16 protein-coding genes and 1 pseudogene are annotated in these 17131 nt (G+C 70.2%); 10 read left to right on the top strand and 7 right to left on the bottom strand.

Translation table 11 applies throughout. The features are described 5' to 3' along the window. Positions 1–40: 40 nt before the first annotated feature. On the bottom strand, positions 41–277 hold the full coding sequence (locus tag ACGFIS_RS12675) for a hypothetical protein (RefSeq protein ID WP_392970640.1): 237 nt from the start codon (positions 275–277) through the stop codon (positions 41–43). A gap of 98 nt (positions 278–375) precedes the next feature. Here ACGFIS_RS12675 and ACGFIS_RS12670 point away from each other — a divergent pair, with 98 nt between their 5' ends. Further along, positions 376–1182 (top strand): helix-turn-helix domain-containing protein, encoded by an 807-nt coding sequence (locus ACGFIS_RS12670; protein ID WP_392909530.1) that lies wholly within the window; start codon positions 376–378, stop codon positions 1180–1182. Next, positions 1182–1379 carry a DUF397 domain-containing protein gene (locus ACGFIS_RS12665; protein ID WP_392909528.1) on the top strand — a complete coding sequence of 66 codons (198 nt, stop codon included), beginning with the start codon at positions 1182–1184 and terminating at the stop codon, positions 1377–1379. The genes ACGFIS_RS12670 and ACGFIS_RS12665 overlap by 1 nt, the downstream gene beginning before the upstream one ends. A gap of 20 nt (positions 1380–1399) precedes the next feature. On the opposite strand, the gene ACGFIS_RS12660 is transcribed toward ACGFIS_RS12665, so the two are convergent. Continuing rightward, a complete protein-coding gene (locus tag ACGFIS_RS12660) occupies positions 1400–2446 on the bottom strand; it encodes a cation diffusion facilitator family transporter (protein ID WP_392970637.1) in 1047 nt (348 codons plus the stop codon). Here ACGFIS_RS12660 and ACGFIS_RS12655 point away from each other — a divergent pair. The 3 genes from ACGFIS_RS12655 (at position 2346) to ACGFIS_RS12645 (ending at position 4571) form a co-directional block, all read left to right on the top strand. Continuing rightward, positions 2346–3056, top strand: a complete 711-nt coding sequence (locus ACGFIS_RS12655; RefSeq protein WP_392909524.1) for a DUF6448 family protein — start codon at positions 2346–2348, stop codon at positions 3054–3056. The genes ACGFIS_RS12660 and ACGFIS_RS12655 overlap by 101 nt on opposite strands. Positions 3057–3071: 15 nt before the next feature. Further along, on the top strand, positions 3072–3755 hold the full coding sequence (locus tag ACGFIS_RS12650) for a hypothetical protein (protein ID WP_392970634.1): 684 nt from the start codon (positions 3072–3074) through the stop codon (positions 3753–3755). Between the two features lie 387 nt (positions 3756–4142). Then, entirely contained in the window at positions 4143–4571 is a 429-nt protein-coding gene (locus ACGFIS_RS12645) for a DUF3592 domain-containing protein (protein WP_392970631.1), read from the top strand. Positions 4572–5007: 436 nt separating this feature from the next. Here the strand turns inward: ACGFIS_RS12645 and ACGFIS_RS12640 are convergent. From ACGFIS_RS12640 to ACGFIS_RS12630, 3 genes and pseudogenes are all read right to left on the bottom strand, one after another. Continuing rightward, a pseudogene (locus ACGFIS_RS12640) lies at positions 5008–5528 on the bottom strand (DUF6939 family protein). A 94-nt stretch (positions 5529–5622) separates the two neighbouring features. Then, positions 5623–6537, bottom strand: a complete 915-nt coding sequence (locus ACGFIS_RS12635; RefSeq protein WP_392909515.1) for a Rieske 2Fe-2S domain-containing protein — start codon at positions 6535–6537, stop codon at positions 5623–5625. Between the two features lie 105 nt (positions 6538–6642). Next, entirely contained in the window at positions 6643–8877 is a 2235-nt protein-coding gene (locus ACGFIS_RS12630; protein ID WP_392909513.1) for a molybdopterin oxidoreductase family protein, read from the bottom strand. Positions 8878–9347: 470 nt separating this feature from the next. On the opposite strand from ACGFIS_RS12630, the gene ACGFIS_RS12625 reads away from it, so the two are divergent. The 4 genes from ACGFIS_RS12625 to ACGFIS_RS12610 all read left to right on the top strand — a co-directional run bounded on the left by ACGFIS_RS12625 (position 9348) and on the right by ACGFIS_RS12610 (position 13686). Continuing rightward, positions 9348–10442, top strand: a complete 1095-nt coding sequence (locus ACGFIS_RS12625) for a CapA family protein (RefSeq protein ID WP_392909795.1) — start codon at positions 9348–9350, stop codon at positions 10440–10442. Between the two features lie 75 nt (positions 10443–10517). After that, positions 10518–11276: a MerR family transcriptional regulator gene (locus tag ACGFIS_RS12620; protein ID WP_392909511.1), complete on the top strand. Its 759-nt coding sequence runs from the start codon at positions 10518–10520 to the stop codon at positions 11274–11276. Further along, a complete protein-coding gene (locus ACGFIS_RS12615) occupies positions 11273–11803 on the top strand; it encodes a GyrI-like domain-containing protein (RefSeq protein ID WP_392970628.1) in 531 nt (176 codons plus the stop codon). Before ACGFIS_RS12620 ends, ACGFIS_RS12615 begins: the two co-directional genes overlap by 4 nt. An 80-nt stretch (positions 11804–11883) precedes the next feature. Next, positions 11884–13686 (top strand): SDR family oxidoreductase, encoded by a 1803-nt coding sequence (locus ACGFIS_RS12610; protein ID WP_392909507.1) that lies wholly within the window; start codon positions 11884–11886, stop codon positions 13684–13686. 32 nt (positions 13687–13718) lie between these two features. Here the strand turns inward: ACGFIS_RS12610 and ACGFIS_RS12605 are convergent, their stop codons facing one another. Continuing rightward, the gene (locus ACGFIS_RS12605) at positions 13719–14723 is read right to left on the bottom strand and encodes an AraC family transcriptional regulator (RefSeq protein ID WP_392909505.1); all 1005 of its coding nucleotides are present in this window, start codon (positions 14721–14723) and stop codon (positions 13719–13721) included. Continuing rightward, positions 14720–15826: an LLM class flavin-dependent oxidoreductase gene (locus ACGFIS_RS12600; RefSeq protein WP_392909503.1), complete on the bottom strand. Its 1107-nt coding sequence runs from the start codon at positions 15824–15826 to the stop codon at positions 14720–14722. Before ACGFIS_RS12600 ends, ACGFIS_RS12605 begins: the two co-directional genes overlap by 4 nt. 483 nt (positions 15827–16309) lie before the next feature. Between ACGFIS_RS12600 and ACGFIS_RS12595 the strand changes: the two genes are divergently transcribed. After that, positions 16310–17077, top strand: coding sequence for an endonuclease/exonuclease/phosphatase family protein (locus ACGFIS_RS12595; RefSeq protein WP_392909501.1), 768 nt, complete (start codon positions 16310–16312; stop codon positions 17075–17077). Positions 17078–17131: the final 54 nt, after the last annotated feature.

The raw sequence follows: 17131 nt of genomic DNA, 5'->3' as shown, positions 1-17131 counted from the left end.
CCCACCGGTGGCCGGGCAGCGCCGTAACGCGGCTGCCCCATCACCGGAGTCCCTTTCGCGCGGCGGCCCGCTCGGCCTCGGCGCGCAGGGCGTCACGCAGCGCGGCGGCGTCCGAGCAGATCACCGTGGGATAGATCCCGGCGGCCGGGTCATGGAGGCTCGCCACCCAGTCGCCCAGCCGCCCGTCCCAGCGAACCGCCCGCCAGATCCGATGCCCCATGAAGTCCTGACGCAGCCTGGCGAGTTCACGATCATCGATCGCGTCCTGAGCGTTCATCGGTGGCCCTTCTTCTTCCGCGTTCTTGGGACAAGGATTGCGGCTCCGCGTTACCTTCGGAAGGTTCGTACACCAGATACAACAACGGGGAGTTGTGAGTGAGCGCCAGAGAGTCATTGAATCCAGAGGGCTCGCTCTGGGATCTCATCGCGGTTCAGCTGCGCAGACATCGCGAAGAGCGCAGGATGTCCGGCAGTGCGCTGGGGGTAATACTCGATCTTGATCGATCGAGTGTTTCGCGGCTTGAATCAGGCCAGGTGAAGCTCCTGGAGAAGCACGCGCGCGTCCTCGACCGGGAATGGGGTACTCAGGATCTCTTCCAAGTTCTGCTGCTCTTCGCCAAGGCGGGCCACGACCCGGAGTGGTTCAAAGCGCACTTCGAGATGGAGGGACGCGCCTCTGAGCAGCGGGAATGGGAACTCGGCTGGGTGCCGGGGCTGTTCCAGACCGAGGAGTACGCACGAGCGGTCGCACTCGGGGCGGGCCTGCTGAACATCGACGATCGCGTTGCGGTCCGTATGCAGCGCCAGGACTGTCTGCTCCGGAACCCGCCCCCGAACCTGTGGACCATCATTGACGAGGGCGTCCTCACGCAACACGTCGGTGGGGCCGAGGTCATGCGTGGCCAGCTTCTCAGGCTGCTTGAACTGGCGAAGCAGCCGAACATCTCCATACGAGTCGTTCCTCAGCGTGCTGGGGCGCATGTGGGTCGAGACGGCTCGTTCAAGATCATGACCGTGGACGGTAACGATGCTGCATATGTCGAAGCGAGCATCTGTGGAAGACTTGTCGTGGATGCCACAGATGTACGCTCATATCGCTCGATGTTCGACCGCATCGGTGATCTGGCGCTTCCTGTAGATGCGTCCGCCGAGTTCATCCAGCAAGCGATGGAGAAGTTCTGATGACCCCCGTCTGGCGCAGGGCCAGCTACAGCGGAAGCGACCCCGCAAAGCAGAACTGCGTGGAGGTCGCCCAGCTTTCCAGAAGCGTCGGTGTGCGTGATTCCAAGGCGCCCGAGGCTCCCCACCTGGTGTTCGGTGCCGCCGACTGGCGCCTGTTCGCCGGCCGTGTGAAGCGCGGCGAGCACGACCTGACCTGACGACCGCGATCTGCGGACTCTCAGTCGGGGTCGGCTTCGGTTGTGGACTCGTCTCCGGTTTCGCGCTCGGTGGTCCGGGCCGTGGTGCCGGGCGACCCGGTGGAGGGGTCCCAGGCGGTGGCGCCGGGCTGGCGGTCCAGCCCGAGATCTTGGTAGGAGCGAGGGTCGTCGAGCGGTTCGACGTGGGTGAAGACGGTGGCCTGCGGCAGCGAGCCGCGGATGGCGTCCTCGACGTCCTCGGCGAGGTCATGGCCGTGCTGGACGGTCCAGTCGCCGGGGACCAGGATGTGGAAGGAGATGAACGCGCGGCGTCCGGACTGACGGGTGCGCAGCGCGTGGAAGACGATCCCGTCCCGTTCGAAGGTCGCCAGCGCGGCGCCGATCAGCTTTCGGTCGGCGGCCGGGAGGGCGCGGTCCATGAGACCGCCGGCGGAGCGGCGGATCAGGCCGGTGCCGGTGTAGATGATGTTGGCGGCGACGACGATGGCGATGATGGGGTCCAGTCGTTGCCACCCGGTGGCGGCGACGGCGGCGACGCCGACGATGACGCCGACGGAGGTCCACACGTCGGTCATCAGGTGCTTGCCGTCGGCCTCCAGGGTGATCGACCGGTAGCGGCGGCCTGCCCGGACCAGCAACAGCCCCACGGACAGATTGATCACTGAGGCGCCGGTCGACACCGCCAGCCCGAGGCCGACGTCCTGGATCGGCTGAGGGGTGAGCAGCCGGTCGACGGCGGTGACGCCGATGGCGATCGCCGCGACGAAGATCATCATGCCTTCGGCGCCGGCGGAGAAGTACTCGGCCTTGGTGTGCCCGTAGGCGTGCTCTTCGTCGGCGGGCTTGGCGGCCCAGCGCAGCGCAGCGAGCGCCACAAGGGCGGCGACCAGGTTCACCACCGATTCCAGGGCGTCCGACAGCAGTCCGACCGACCCGGTCAGCAGCCACGCGCCGGTCTTGAGGGAAATGGTGGCCACGGCGGCGGCGACCGACAGCCACAGCAGCCGCATCAGCCGCCGCTGCGTGTCGGGCGGATCACCGGACCGACCTGCGGGCGAGGTGTCCAAGTGGTGCTCCAAGGGTAAGGACCGCCCGACCCCGGTCGAGGGCCGAGCGCCGCATCGCTCAGGGAGAGGAGGAGTCATGCCCCCGCATTGCGATTCACTGGATGGGCCTGTCGTCACCATCGCCCGTCTCGCCTTGGAGGCCGACGACGTGCAGATGGTCCTACCGTACGTACCCCATCACGACGAGGATGAGATCCGGTCGGTGTTCGACAGCGTGCGCGAGGCCCGCGCCTCGAACGGGTCGGCGCGTGAAGTGGCGGACCGCCTGTTCTTCGAGACCGTCGTCCGGCTTCACCGCATGGGTGAGGGGGCCCCGTACACCGGGCTCAAACCCGCCGGGCTGCCCGTGGGGCCGGCGATTCCACTGGCCGAACGCGCCATCGAGGCCGGCTCACCAGAGCCCGTGACGGAGTACCTCACCGAGGTGCTGAACACGCAGGTGGAACGCAGGCTGGCGGAAGTATTGCGGCTGGCCGCCACCAAGGATCGGTCCGTCGCCGATGGCCGAGCTTTCGTGGAGGCGATGTTGGGCTTCCAGGTCTACAGCCATCACCTGCTGCAGGCGATGGAGGCACCGGCACACAGCGAGCACGACGCCGTCGGACACTAGTGTCCTGAGACGCGGATGTCGGCTGCATCCGCTAGTATCGAACGTATGTTCCAGTGGGTACTTGAGTGGTCCTCACCCGAACGGATCGATGCGCTGATCGGCCTGGAGCACACCCCGGGCCGACCGAACCTTCGTCGTAAGGCGGACGTGCCGATGACAGCCTCGCCCGACGACCTCTCGACCTCCATCGACGCGATCAGGAACTCCCAGGCGCGGCAGCGCCCCGTCATCATGGTCACCTGTGCCGCGGACGGCCGGCCCCGGGTCTGCGTTCCGGACTCGGGTGAGTTGCGCGTGATCGAGGACCGGTGTCTGCGCGTGGCGAAATGGCCTGACACCCCCACCGCGACCGACCTGGACCGCGGTGAGCCCGTCCTGCTGATCGTCACCGCTGCGACGGACGTCCATCTCATCCGCGCCACGGCCCGCCGGCTGGCCGACGCCGCCATGGTGTGGGCCCACTACGACCTCACCATCACCTCGGCGCAGATCGCCGACCGCGGCACCGCGCCCTATCTTCAACCCGCGCAACTAATCGGCGACATCAACACTCGCAAAGAAGTACTGAAGAGCAGCTCCCGCCGCGTCCGTGACGCTGATCGGCGCGGACGCCGCCGTGGTGCTCCCGTCGGACAGCAGCACCTTCAGGAACTGGGAGCTGTAGTCGACGGTCGAACTGACCGTGAGCGTCAGCTGTGACCAGTGCTCCGGTGCCACCCGCACGAGCCCGCGCACCGCCTCTTCGATGTACGGCGCCTGATCAGGCATACCCGATGGCACCAGCACCCCCTTGGACGTACGTATGTGCGGCCGGCGAAGCTCGTCTCCGCCCGGACTCAGGTCTTCTGTCCGAGACGTTCGCAGAAGGTCGGTCGCCGTGGGCGCGAGCGTACACGCCGCGCTCAGCGCCATCGCAGCGGTGCGGTGCGGTGCGTCGGACCATCGCCCGGTGTCCACAGCACGTCCGGGATCACGCCGACGATCCGGATACGGTGTTCGATGCCCCGCATGCCGCCCGGGTGCGCTGGGCCCAGGCGGACGGACGGACCGTCCGCCCTGATCACGAAGGCGCTCGGTGAGAAAACTGTGAAGAAGAACAAGCGGCGGTACCGCCCCGGTTACGTCATCTGCGTCGTCATCGCCTGCATCGCGGGGTTGTTGTCGGTCACGTGGGGCGGTGGGGCGATCGCGGCATGGTTGGAGCAGTCGGGCAAGGTGAGGGCGACGGCGCGTGTCCTGTGGACGGAGGGCAACAACTCGTCCGGGCGCATCACGGTCGAGTTCACCACCGCGGATGGGCGCACGATCGAGGCGGAGGACGGGCGGCGCGGCTGGCCTCGCGGTGCCGGGCGGGGAGACGAGGTCGACATCGCCTACGACGCGGATGATCCGGCGGGCGGCGTCCAGCCTTTCCAAGATCTCGGACAGTCGCTGCCCTGGTGGGCGCTGTTCACGGTGACGGCGCTCCTGGCGGGCTTCGCCGCCTACCGCACGCGTCCCCGCACATCCGGGTGAGACTCCGGGGGCCTCTCCCGTCACGCTTTGCGGGCGACGCCCGGTTCCCTGGACGGAGCGGACGGAGGGGTGAACGTGCACGGCATGCGCTTGTAGCGCAGCCGTCGTCCTCCGCCTTGGCGAGCATCTTGGGGCTGAACGCCCGGGACACGATGCGCCGGATCTTGGCGTGCCGCGGATCGTCCATGTCGATCATCGAGTTGAAGTACTTGTCCATCCGATCACTCAGATCGATGTCCGCCAGCGTCAGATCTGGCAGGTTCTCCGTGGTCATCGGACCATCACGCTCCCGTCACACCGGGCGACCTGGACATCGATCGCGACCACCTGATCGACTACACCGTGGCCCTGGTCCTGACCACCACCGACCTGGCCGCCCCCCTCCACCACCGGCTCCCCTGACGGGACGGCGGCCTCCCGCGAGCGGCCCGAACCATCAGAGGTCTTGGACGTGTCGTGCGATGAGCGCGGCGTGCGACAGCGGTGTCGACAGGTTCGCCACGTCCCCGTTGGTGGTGTAGTCGAGCAGCACGACCGTGTGCTGAGATCCCGGAGTTCGGCGACGAGAGCGGCGGCCCGGTGGTCGAGCATCCAGCGATAGGCCGGTAGGTAGATCGACCGCCTGGCCTCCTCGTAGCCGAGCAGACGGCCTTCGAACCGGTGGCCGAGCGGCGGGCCGAGACGGCGGACCGTTCGTTTGATCCCCTTCATGGTCGTCACGTCGAGTTTGGAGAAATCCTCGTCCTCTGAGGCGAACACCTTCAGGGCCTGCCATACGCCCTCGACCGATTGCGCCGTACGGTCCGGATGGCCGGGTACCGGGATGCCGCCGTGCGGATAGAACGGACTGAGCCGCACCCAGGGCTCGGGGGCCCGGGATGTCACATCGAGGATCAGCGCGTCGGGGAAGTCTCGGTGGAGTGTGGTGCGGCGGCGGCTCGCGACGTGAAGGGGCATGAGCGCGAACCTGCCATCCGGGTACGACAGTTCATCTCGAAGTGAGACTGACTTCGGGGTTGGCCGGCCGCCGTTCGGTCTCTGGTCCGGAGGATCAGCCGAGGGGGCGGACCTGGACGACTCCCGCTTCGGTCACGCGGGTTTCGAAGGAGGGTTGGCGGGCGGTGGCGGGGCCGTGGACGACGGCGCCGTCGCGGACGCGGAAGGTGCTGCCGTGCCACGGGCAGATGACGCAGGTCTCGGCGTTGTCGTCGGTGACGACGCGGCCCTGGTGGAGCGGTCCGGCGAGGTGGCTGCAGCGGTCGGTGAGGACGTGGATCTCGTCGCCGGTGCGCAGCACGAACAGGCCGATGTAGCCGAGGCGACGGTGCACCGGCCAGCCGTCCGGGAGTTCTTCGGCGCTGCACAGGTCGTGCCAGCCGAGGGTGACGAGGTGTGCGGTCTGGTCGGCGTGGCTGGCGCCGCCTGCTTGGCGGAAGGCGAGGTGGCCGCCCAGGTAGCCGCCCGCCAGGAGGGCGGTGAGGCCGGCGAAGCCGAAGGCGCGTCCGGCGGCGTCCCGGCCCTGGTAGCGGGCCACGAACGACGCCGAGTACAGCGTGCTCGCCGTCGCCATGCCCGCGGCGTGGACGAGGCCGACGCGCTGCTGCTCGCGGTGCATGGCCGACCAGTCGGCGATGCCGGTCAGGACGGTCGGGACGGCGCCGGCGAGCCCGGTCGCGACGAGGGTCTGCGCGGCGCGGCGGCCGCCGGGCATCAGGTCGAGGACGGCGGCGGAGATCCAGCAGCCCATGGGCAGGTCGGTCAGCGGCGGATGCGCGGGATGCCCGACCGGGACGCCGTGCAGGGCATCCTTGACCGGCCCGGGATGCAGCGTCCGGCGTACGGCCGTGGACAGGACGCGGATCGTGCGGTCGAGACCGCGGGCGTGCTCCAGGCCCTCGGTGGCGTCGGCGAGCCGCGTCGAGCCTTGGGGCCGGGAACGCCGGAAGATGTTCGTCCTGCGGTTCATGCCCCTCCTCCGCGGCTGCCGAGACGCCTGTTGCGACACTAGTCTTCCGCGTTCTCCTGCGGCCAGTCATTCCTACCTGGAGGGGGAAGGGCCTAAACCAGGGGGTCAGCGCGCCGCGGGCTCGACGGTCACGGGGACGCCGTTGAACACGGCGTTGCCGGACAGCGGGTCGATCTCCTGTTCGTCGGTGACCGCGTTGACGTTGACGCCCGCGTGCCGGTGGGCGACTCCGGTGCGGGTGCCGGGACGGTCGTGGCCCCAGCCGTGCGGGAGGCTGACGACGCCCGGCATGACGGTGTCGGTGGGTTCGGCGACGGCCTCGACGGCACCCGTCCGGGAGGTGACGCGGACGCCGTCGCCCGCGGCGATGCCGAGCCGGTCCGCGTCGGCGGGGTTGAGCTGGAGCGTGCAGGTGTTGGATCCGCGCACCAGTTCGGGGACGTTGTGCAGCCAGCTGTTGTTGGAACGCAGGTGGCGGCGTCCGATCAGCACCATTCCGCCGGGCGGGACAGGGGCGCGCAGTGCCGAGTGGAGGCGGTCGACGTCCGCGGCGAACGTGGACGGGCAGAGCTCGACGCGGCCGGACGTGGTGCAGAGGACCTCGCCCAGGCGCGGCTCAAGGGGGCCGAGGTCGAGGCCGTGCGGGTGCTCGGTGCGGAGCTTGTCCAGCGTGAGGCCGGACGCGTCGGCGCCGAACCCGTCGCCGTACGGGCCGAGGCGCAGCATCATGTCGAGCCGCTGCTCGGTCGGCGTCCCGTCGTCGAGCATCTTCCGCAGCTCCACCGGGTCGCGGCCGTGCACCGGCGAGCCTTCGAGGGCGGTGGCCTTCTGCAGCGTCGAGGTGATGACCATCTCGTCGAGGGCGGCCGGGTCGCCGTCCGTCCCGGACGCGATCATGGCGAGCCGCGCGAGCAGGTCGGACTCGCTCGGCCGCCCGTCCGGCAGCGGCACGACCGGCGGCGAGTAACGCGAGTAGTTGCGGACGGCGAGCCCGGTCAGCGCGATGTCGTAGTGCGGCGTCTGCGCGGGACGCGGCGGCGGCAGGACCACGTGCGCGTGCCGGGTCGTCTCGTTCAGGTACGGGTCGACGCTCACCATGAACTCCAGGCCGGCGAGCGCGCGGTCGAGCCGGGCGGCGTTCGGCGCCGACAGCGCCGGGTTCCCGCCGATCGTGATCAGCGCCTTGACCTGGCCTTCGCCGGGCGTCTCGATCTCGTCGACAAGCGTCGCGATCGGGAACTCCCCGTTCACCTCCGGCAGGTCGCGGACGCGGCTGCGCCACCGCCCGGTCGTGAACGGCCTCTTGCGGCGGTACGTGGGGCTGTGCGCGGGCCGCGGGAACATCGCGCCGCCGGGACGGTCGAGGTTCCCCGTGAGGACGTTGAGGGCGTCCACGAGCCAGCTGTTGAGCGTCCCGTACGCCTGGGTGCAGGTGCCGATGCGTCCGTAGACGGCGGCGCGTTCGGCGGCGGCCAGCTCGCGGGCCGTCCGCCGGATCGTGCCGGCCGCGATGCCCGTGGTCTCCGCGGCGCGCTCGGGGGCGAAGTCCACGGCGAGGGCGCGCAGGTCGTCGAGGCCGTTGACGCGCCCGTCCAGGTGCCCGGCGGACGTGACCAGGTCCTCGGCGAACAGGGTGTGGACGAGCGCCATGAGAAGGAACGCGTCCGTCCCGGGACGGATGAAGAGGTGCTCGTCGGCCAGGGCGGCCGTCCGCGTGCGGCGCGGGTCGACGACGGTGACCTTCCCCCCGCGTGCCCGGATCGCCTTGAGCCGTCCGGGGAAGTCCGGTGCGGAGCACAGGCTCCCGTTCGACTCCAGGGGATTGGCGCCGAGCATGAGCAGATGGTCGGTGCGGTCGAGGTCGGGCACGGGAATCGCCAGGGGATCGCCGAACATGTGCCCGCACGCGACGTGCTTCGGCATCTGGTCGGCGGTGCTGGCCGTGTACAGGTTGCGGGTGCCGAGCGCCTTCACGATCGCGCCCGCGTACAGCGGCCCGGCGACCGAATGGGCGGTCGGGTTGCCGATGTAGACGGCGACGGCGTCACGCCCGTGCCGCGCGATGACGTCGGACAGGCCCGCCCGGATCGCTTCGAACGCCTCGTCCCACCCGGCCGCGGCGTGCCCGTCGCCCTGGCGGACGAGGGGTTCCGCCAGCCGGTCAGGGTCGCCGTCGAGGCTGCCGAGCGTCGCGCCCTTGGGGCAGATGAACCCCATGCTGAACGGGTCTTTCTCGTCGCCGCGGACGCGTGTCACCGTCCCCGCGTCGTCCAGGGTCAGTTCGAGGCCGCAGAGGGCTTCGCAGAGGGGGCAGGTGCGGAACGCCGTGCGGTCGCCCATCGGGACTCTCCTTGAGAACGGGACCGGGTCCCATCATGACCCGTCCCCCCAAGGCGCGCCATAACCGGGTCCGGCCGAGCATGGCCGGAACGCCGACCCTGGAGTCAAAGACGAAGAGGACTTTCGGCATGCCCCACCTCCGGGATGGTGAGCGGACGAGGAAGCGGCCGGGCGGGGGAGGCCGCCCGGCCGCTTCGGGGCGTGTCCCGCAGAGACACGCCCGGGTGAGAGGCGGCCCCGAGGCCCGGGCCGTCCCTCCGGAATGGTCGGAAACCGGTCACGCCGAGGCCGGCGATGACGCGGCGTGCGGCGCTCGGCCGTCCGGCGCGCGGCCCAACCTATCGCCGTAAACACGAATGTCTCAAGACACTGAATCAGACACCTTTGCCAGGCGGTTCGGTGCGCATGGCATGCTTGGCCTCCGATCGAGGAGGTCCGTGGGGGACCGGGGCGGAGGTGAGGCGATGAGCATGCGGCTGAACAGGGTCGCGGCCGCGGCCGTGGCGGGGACGATGGTGCTGACGGCGGCGGCGTGCGGCAGTTCGGGAGACTCCGAGGCGAAGGGCGCCACGCCGCCCGCACCCGGCGGCTCCTCGGACGGGACGCAGCCGACGCGGCCCGCGGAGCCGCCCAAGGAACCGATCATCCTCGCGTTCGGCGGCGACGTGCATTTCGAGGGCGTCCTGCGGCCCCGTCTCAGCAATCCCTCGACGGCGCTCGGCCCGATCGCGAAGAAGCTGCGCGGCGCGGACCTCGCCATGGTCAACCTGGAGACGGCCATCACGACGGGCGGGACGCCCGCGCCCGGCAAGGCGTACACCTTCCGCGCCCCGGCGACCGCGTTCAAGGCGTTGAAGGCCGCCGGCGTGGACGTCACGTCCATGGCCAACAACCACGGCATGGACTACATGGAGGGCGGGCTGGCCGACTCCCTGGCCGCCATCAAGCGCACCAAATTCCCGACCGTCGGCATCGGCAAGAACGCCGATGCCGCCTTCCGTCCCTACCGCGTCACGGTGAAGGGCAACAAGCTCGCCATCGTGGGGGCCACGCAGGTACTGGACAACAACCTGATCCAGGCGTGGACGGCCACCGACACCAAGGGCGGGCTCGCGTCCGCGAAGAACGTCCCACGGATGGTCCAGGCGGTGAAGGAGGCGAGCAAGGGGTCCGACGTCGTCATCGTCCACCTGCACTGGGGGGCGGAACTGCAGGCCTGCCCGCTCCCGCGCCAGAAGGAACTCGCCGAGAAGCTCATCGCGGCAGGTGCGGACATCCTCGTCGGCGGCCACGCGCACATTCCGCTTGGCGGCGGCTACTCGGACGGCGCGTACGTCCACTACGGCCTGGGCAACTTCGTGTTCTACTCCGCCAACGGCAAGACGGCCGAGTCCGGTGTGCTGTACCTGCGTGTGGAGAACGGCAAGGTCACCAAGGACAAGTGGGATCCCGCCCGGATCTCCGGCGGGATCCCGATTCCGCTGAAGGGCGCCCAGGCGAAGGCCGCCGTCCAGCGGTGGAACGGCCTGCGGGAGTGCACAGGGCTCCAGGCACGCCCGTCCTGACGCCGTCCCGTTGCTTGAGGTCGTCTGTCGCCTGAGTTGGACTCTCCCACCATGGGAGACGCCAGGGTGGGGTCTGTGAGCAAAGATCTCCTGCCGATCGGGCGGTTCGCCCGGCTGTGCCGGCTGAGCGTCAAGCAACTCCGGCACTACGACGACCTGGGGCTTCTCGCCCCGGCATGGACGGACCCGGCGTCGGGCTACCGGTACTACCGGCCCGCCCAGGCCCGGGACGCGCTGATGATCGGCCTGCTGCGGGCGATGGACGTGCCGCTGCCGGTCGTGGCGCGCGTCCTGTCCGGGGACGAGGGCGGCCGGCTGAAGGCGGCGCGGGACCGGATCGAGGCCGATGTGGCCCGCCGGCAGCGCGGCCTGCGCCTTTTGGACCGCGTCCTCGCCGAGGGACTGCCGGAGAGCCCGGTGTCGGTCGTCCGGGAGCCGCCGCGGCGGGTCTTCACCGCGCGTGAGCCCGCGACCCCGGAGACGATCCCCGACGCGACCGGGGCGTGCGTGGCCCGGCTGCTGCCCCGGATGTCACCGGACGGCGTCCTGGTCGGGCTGTTCCCGCTGGACGTGGAGGAGGAGTTCGACGTCCGCGTGGTCGTCCAGGCGGCGGACGGCGACGACCTCCTGCCCGGTGGTTCGTTCGCGTCGGCCGTCCATGTCGGCCCGTACGAGGAGATCCCGCTCACGGTCCATGGCGTGCTCGCGTGGTTCGGCGACTACGGGCACACGCCCGCCGGGCCCGTCCGCGAGGTGTACCTCAACGACCCCGCGACCACCCCGCCCGAGCACCTGGAGACCCGGGTGCTGATCCGAGTGGAGGATGACCGATGAGCTGGTACGAGGCGGCGGAAGAGCCGGAGCTGGTGGAGCACGGGGCCGTGTCGGGGCTGGCCGTTACCGGCCGCGGTGAGCCGGGCGGCGCCGCCTACGGCGAGAGCGTGGGGGCGCTGTACGCGGTCATGGGCGCGCTCGGTGCGCCGATGGTGCCCCTGGAAGGACGCTGGTGGGTCGAGGACGAGCGCTCGCCGTTCGACGTGCCGCGCGACCAGTGGTGGTGGCATCTGTTCCTCCGCCTCCCGGACGACGCCGAGTCGGTCGACCGTGCCTGTGAGGAGGTGCGGCCGGGAGTGCCTGCGGCGTGCCGCGTCCAGCACGTCACGTTCACCGACGGCCGATGCGTCCAGGTCCTCCACCGCGGCGCCTATTCGGACGAGCCGGCGAGCCTTGCCCGCATGGCCGCGCTGATGGAGGCCGAGGGCCTGGCGCGCAACGGCCTGCACCACGAGATCTACCTGTCCGACCCCGGTGAGACCGATCCGGAGAAGATGCGCACGATCCTCCGCCAGCCCGTCCGGTAGGCGGGCGCCCGCGCTACCGGTGGCCCGCCGGAGGACGTAGTTTCACGGGAAACTCTTCTACGGACGGGCAGGCGGGGCTCATGCGAGACCAGCGGGTGAGGTCGGACGAGATCGAGCTGGCCGTGCGGGTGCGCGGCGAGGAACACCGGCCGACGGTGGTCCTCGTCCACGGCTACCCCGACACGAGTGCCATGTGGGACGAGGTGGCCGGGCAGCTCGCCGGGCGGTTCCGCGTCGTCGTCTACGACGTGCGCGGCGCCGGCGCGTCCGGCAGCCCGTCCGACCCGCTCGACTACCGGCTGGACGTGCTCATGGGCGACCTCGAAGCCGTCCTGGACGGCGTCGGCGCTGATGAGCCCGTCCACCTGGTGGGCCACGACTGGGGCTCGGTGCAGGGCTGGGAGGCCGTCATCGGGGACCGGCTGCGGGGCCGCATCGCCTCGTTCACCTCGATCTCGGGGCCGGACCGGCGGCACATGGCGCGGTGGGCGCGGCAGGCCGTCCGGTCCGGGCCGCGCGGGGTGGCGGAGGTCCTCGGGCAGGCGCGGCGGAGCGTCTACATGCCGGTGCTGATGGCGCCGAAGGTGGGGGAGACCGCGGCCCGCGTCCTGGCCGCCGGGTTCCCGCGGGTCATGGGGTTGCGGGAGGGCGCCGAGCCGCGGTCCGGCCACCCGGCGGACTCGCTGGCGTCGGACGCCCGCAACGGGCTCGGCCTGTACCGCGCCAACATGGGCCGCCGCGACGCCCGTTCCGGCGGGCCGGCGCGCGGGGCCGGCGAGGGGCGGACGGACGTGCCCGTCCAGCTCATCGTCCCGATCAAGGACAAGTACGTGTCCCCGTCGCTGCTGCTGTCCGCACGCGGACCGGTGTCACGCCTGTACGTGCGGCGCGCACCGGCCGGGCACTGGGTCGCCCGCAGCCACCCGGACCTCATCGCCCGCTGGGTCACCGAGTTCGTCGAACACATGGACGGCGGGCCGGAGACACCGGCCCTCGCCCACGCGCGCGCGGCGGGAGAGCCCGGCAAGGACTTCGGCGGCGCACTCGTCGTCGTCACCGGGGCGGGCAGCGGCATCGGACGCGCCACAGCCCACGCCTTCGCCGGCGCAGGGGCCCGCGTGGTCGTCGCGGACATCGACGAAGGCGCAGCCAAGCGCACCGTGGACGAGATCGCCGCGGCCGGAGGCGAAGCCCACGCCCACGGGGTCGATGTCGCCGACGCCGACGCGATGGAACAGTTCGCCGACCGTGTCCGTGTCTCCTTCGGCGTCCCGGACGTCGTCGTCAACAACGCGGGCATCGCCATGGCCGGATCACTCCTCGACACCAAGGAAGAGGACTGGGCGCGCATCCGCGCCATCAACGTGGACGGCATGTACCGGGGCTGCCGCCTGTTCGGGCGGCAGATGGTCGAGCGCGGCGAGGGCGGCCACATCGTCAACGTCTCGTCCATGGTGGCGTACCTGCCCAGCGCCGAACTCCCCGCGTACGCCGCCACCAAGGCCGCGGTGCTCCAGATGACCGAGTGCTTCCGCCTCGACATGGACCGCTACGGCATCGGAGTGTCCGCCATCTGCCCCGGAGCGATCGATACGCCCATCACGGGCCGGACCCGCTTCGTCGGCCTCGCACCGGACGTGGACGGCGAACTGCGTGAGCGGATGGGCCGCGCGGTAGAGCGGCGCGGGTTCCCGCCGGAGAAGGTCGCGCGGGCCGTCCTGCGTGCCGTCCGGCAGGACGCACCGGTCGCGTTCGTCGCCGCCGAAGCCCGCCTCGGCCGCGCGCTCTCCCGCGTGTCGCCCACGGCGAACCGTGCGATCGCCCGGATCGGCCGCCGCGCGGGAGACCGCATCCGCACGAACGTGGAACGCCTGCACGACTGACACCCGCACGCCCGGCGCACAACCGCGTGACGTCAGGGGACGTCCACGCTTCGCTTGAGGGTCTGTGTGGGCGTCTCCCCGAAACGCTGCCGGTAGTGGGCGGCGAAACGGCTCATGTGGAGGTATCCGGCGGCCCCGGCGACGTCCGTGACCGTGCGCGGACCGGGCCGGGCCTCGACGAGCGCGGTGCGGGCATGGTCGAGCCGCACGCCGCGCAGGAACTGCGTGGGCGTCGCACCCCACTGGTCCTGGCAGATGGCCTGGAGTTGCCGGACACCGATCCCCACCGCCGCGGCGATGTCGGTGACGCCGATCGGGCGATGGTGATGGGCCTCGACCCACTCGCGGATCGACCCCGCGAGATGGTGCGGGACGCGGGCGGGCGCCTCCGCGAGGCTCTCCGTGGCGGTGTGCGGGAGGCCCAGGAGGATGGCGGTGAGCAGGGACTCCTCCAGGCTCCGCGCCGCCAGCGGATGCAGGCCCCCTTCCGCCGTCGCGTGGTCGAGGACGTCGCAGACGTGCCGCCAGGTGCGTTCGACGATCGAGGACGGTGTGACGGCCGGCCCGTCCACGCTGTGGAAACGCAGCGGCGGGCTGTGCTCCCGTCCCAGATGGCCGTCGAGATGGTCGGCGAGACGGCCGGTGCTCGTGGCGATGACGAGGCAGCCCAGCGTCGGGTGCGGCGTCATCCGCATCGCCTCGTCGTGGGACAGGACGAGACTGCCGCCCGCCGTGTCCCGGCTGCGGGTCGCCCGGTACTCGACGCCCATCGGTGCGATCGGCGCGCACATGGCGAAGTGTCCGCCGGTCGGAGGCGTGTCCACGATGACTCCACCGCCCCCGTAGCGCACCCAGACGAGATTGACCGAGCCCACACCGACGGCGTTGACGAGACCGTCCAGCGCGACGCCCGGCTCACGGGCGTGGAGGTCGTGCCCGACGGCGAACGGCTCGACCGTGTCGTGCAGGACATCGATGTCCTTGCTGACGACCCGCTGATAGCCCGACAGGGGCGGCGAGGTCTCGGGAGAAGTCATGGTCGTGTCGGTGGAGCCGTTTCGTTGAGGTCGGCGGACAGGACACCGCGGGCTCGCAGCCGCGGCATGACCTCGGCGGCGAAGTAGCCCAGCTCATCAGCGTAATTGAGGAACGACAGAGCGATACCGTCGAATCCCGCATCGGCGAACTCCGCGAGTCCGTCCGCGACGTCGTCGGGGTCGCCGACCAGGGGGCAGCTTCCGTGGCCGGCCGCGAAGCGGTCCCGGTAGACCTGCAGCATCTCGGGCGTGAACGACTGCGCGTGCAACCCCTGCAACCGCATCACCTCGTCGACGGCGGGCCAGTCGGCGTGCTCGTCGGCGTAGTAGCGCAGGAAGTCCTCCGCCTCCGATCGCGTCGGCCGGCACACGACGTGCCCGAGCGTGAAGACCCCGACCGTCCGGTCGTGGGACGCGGCCTCCGCGCGGATGGCCTTTACGATCTCCGCCCCGTCCCCGGGGCCTCCGACGACGGTGAACGCACGGTCGGCGTTGCGGGCGGCGAACGACCGTCCCTGCGTGGACGACCCGGCGTTGATCACCGGAAGGCTGTGCCCGTTGTACGGCTTCGGCCTCCCCACCACATGCTTGAGCTGGAAGAACTGCCCCTCATGGTCGAACGGCTCGTCCGCCGACCAGATGCGTTTGACGACGTCCCACCATTCCTGCGCGAGCGCGTAACGCGTGTCGTGGTCGTTGGGCAGGGTGAGCCCGAACATCTCGTACTCGGGGGCGTGCCAGCCCGCGACGATGTTCAGCCCGATCCGCCCCTTGCTGAGATGGTCGGCGGTCGCGAGCTGCTTGGCCGCGACGACCGGGTGGTGGAACGCGGTGTGGACGGTGCTGAACACGCGGATCCGGCTGGTGGCGGCGAGGAGACCGGACGCCCACACGAGCGGGTCGAGGGCACTCCGGTGAAAGTCGGTGTCGGGCCCCCAGTCCGTCCACCGCGCGACGGGGAGCAGGAAGTCGATGCCCGCCTCATCCGCGAGACGTGCGAGACGGAGATTGTTGTCCCAGGTAGCGTGCCACCTTTCCGGAGCGGTCGTGATCGCGAGTCCCGATTCGGTGTTGGGTGAGAACAAGCCAAGCTGGAATCCCATGCCGACCCCTTGTCGTCCGTCCGCGTTCGGCATTGCCCGCCCAGTATGGAAAGCCGCCGGGCGGCGGGCAATGCCCGGATGCAGCCACGCTGCGTAATGTCATACCGGGATCGTGCGAGGGCGAGCCGGTCGAAAGATCTCACCGGCTCCCCGGCCGCGGCAGGTCGTCGGAGACGGCGCCCGTCTCCAGCCGCACATGAAAGCACGACAAACGACCACAGCGTGGCATCGAACAGGGCTGCTTGCCGTTGAGGGGAAGACGGGCAAGGGGCATCAATGATGCCCGAGGCCACCGCGCTCTTCAACGCGAACGAGATAGTCCACCGCGTCGACGAGATAGTCCCAAATGTGTGCTATCAACTGATTAATGCAGACATGAGGACACTGCACTGGAGCGCGCGACATCAGCGAACCGTCCCGTAGAGTGGCGTGCATGGCCACGTGGGACGACGTGCGACGCCCGCCCGACGAATACCTCCTGCGATGAAGGCCCGCGTCCTCACCTTCAACACGCTGTTCCGAGGCCGTTCCCGAGCGCGCCTGGGCGTGCTGGCCCAGATCATGGAGCGATCGGACTACGACGTCGTCTGCCTGCAAGAGGTCATATCGCCGCGGAATCTGGTCCACCTGCGGAGCGCCGCGAAATCGTACCCGTACACCGCCCACGCATCGACCTTCCCGGTGGTGCGCGGCGGCCTGATCACTCTCTCCCGACGGCCGATCACCCGCCTCCACTTCCAGCCGTTCACCCCCACCCGCCCGGCCCGCCCCGAATGGCTGCTGCGCAAGGGCGCCCTGTTCACACGCGTCCAACTCCCCGGCGGCTTCCTGACGGTCGTGAACACACACCTCTCCGCGAACATGGACATGCACTGGGCCCCGTCCAACGCGTACACGAAGGCCGAGGAATCCGAACTGCGCGAACTCGCCGCCCTCATCGGCAGGATCGACCCGGCCGAACCCATGGTGGTCATGGGCGACTTCAACGTCCCCCGCGACTACCCCCTGTTCAAGGACTTCGCGTCCGCCACCGGCCTCCAGGACGCTTTGGCCGGCGACACGCAACCGACCTATCGCCCTGAGTACGCGGACCTCAAGCCAATAGACCAGATCCTCGTCCGACCCGGCATGGAAGCAGCTCCGCGCCTGGTCTTCAAAGAGAAGATCCGCCTACCCGGCGGCCACACGACGGCCTTGTCCGACCACTACGGCATAGAAGCGACCCTCACCGTCCGCCGTCCGCCGCCCTGACGCTTCACCGCCGGCCGCGAATATTCAGATCGACCGCGGCCGACGCGGCGGCCA

The organism is Spirillospora sp. NPDC048824 (genome assembly GCF_043198455.1).
In the GTDB taxonomy this organism is placed as follows: Bacteria; Actinomycetota; Actinomycetes; order Streptosporangiales; family Streptosporangiaceae; genus Spirillospora.
The sequence above is the reverse complement of the archived record's forward strand: the minus strand, read 5'-3'. Positions and strand labels throughout refer to the sequence as shown.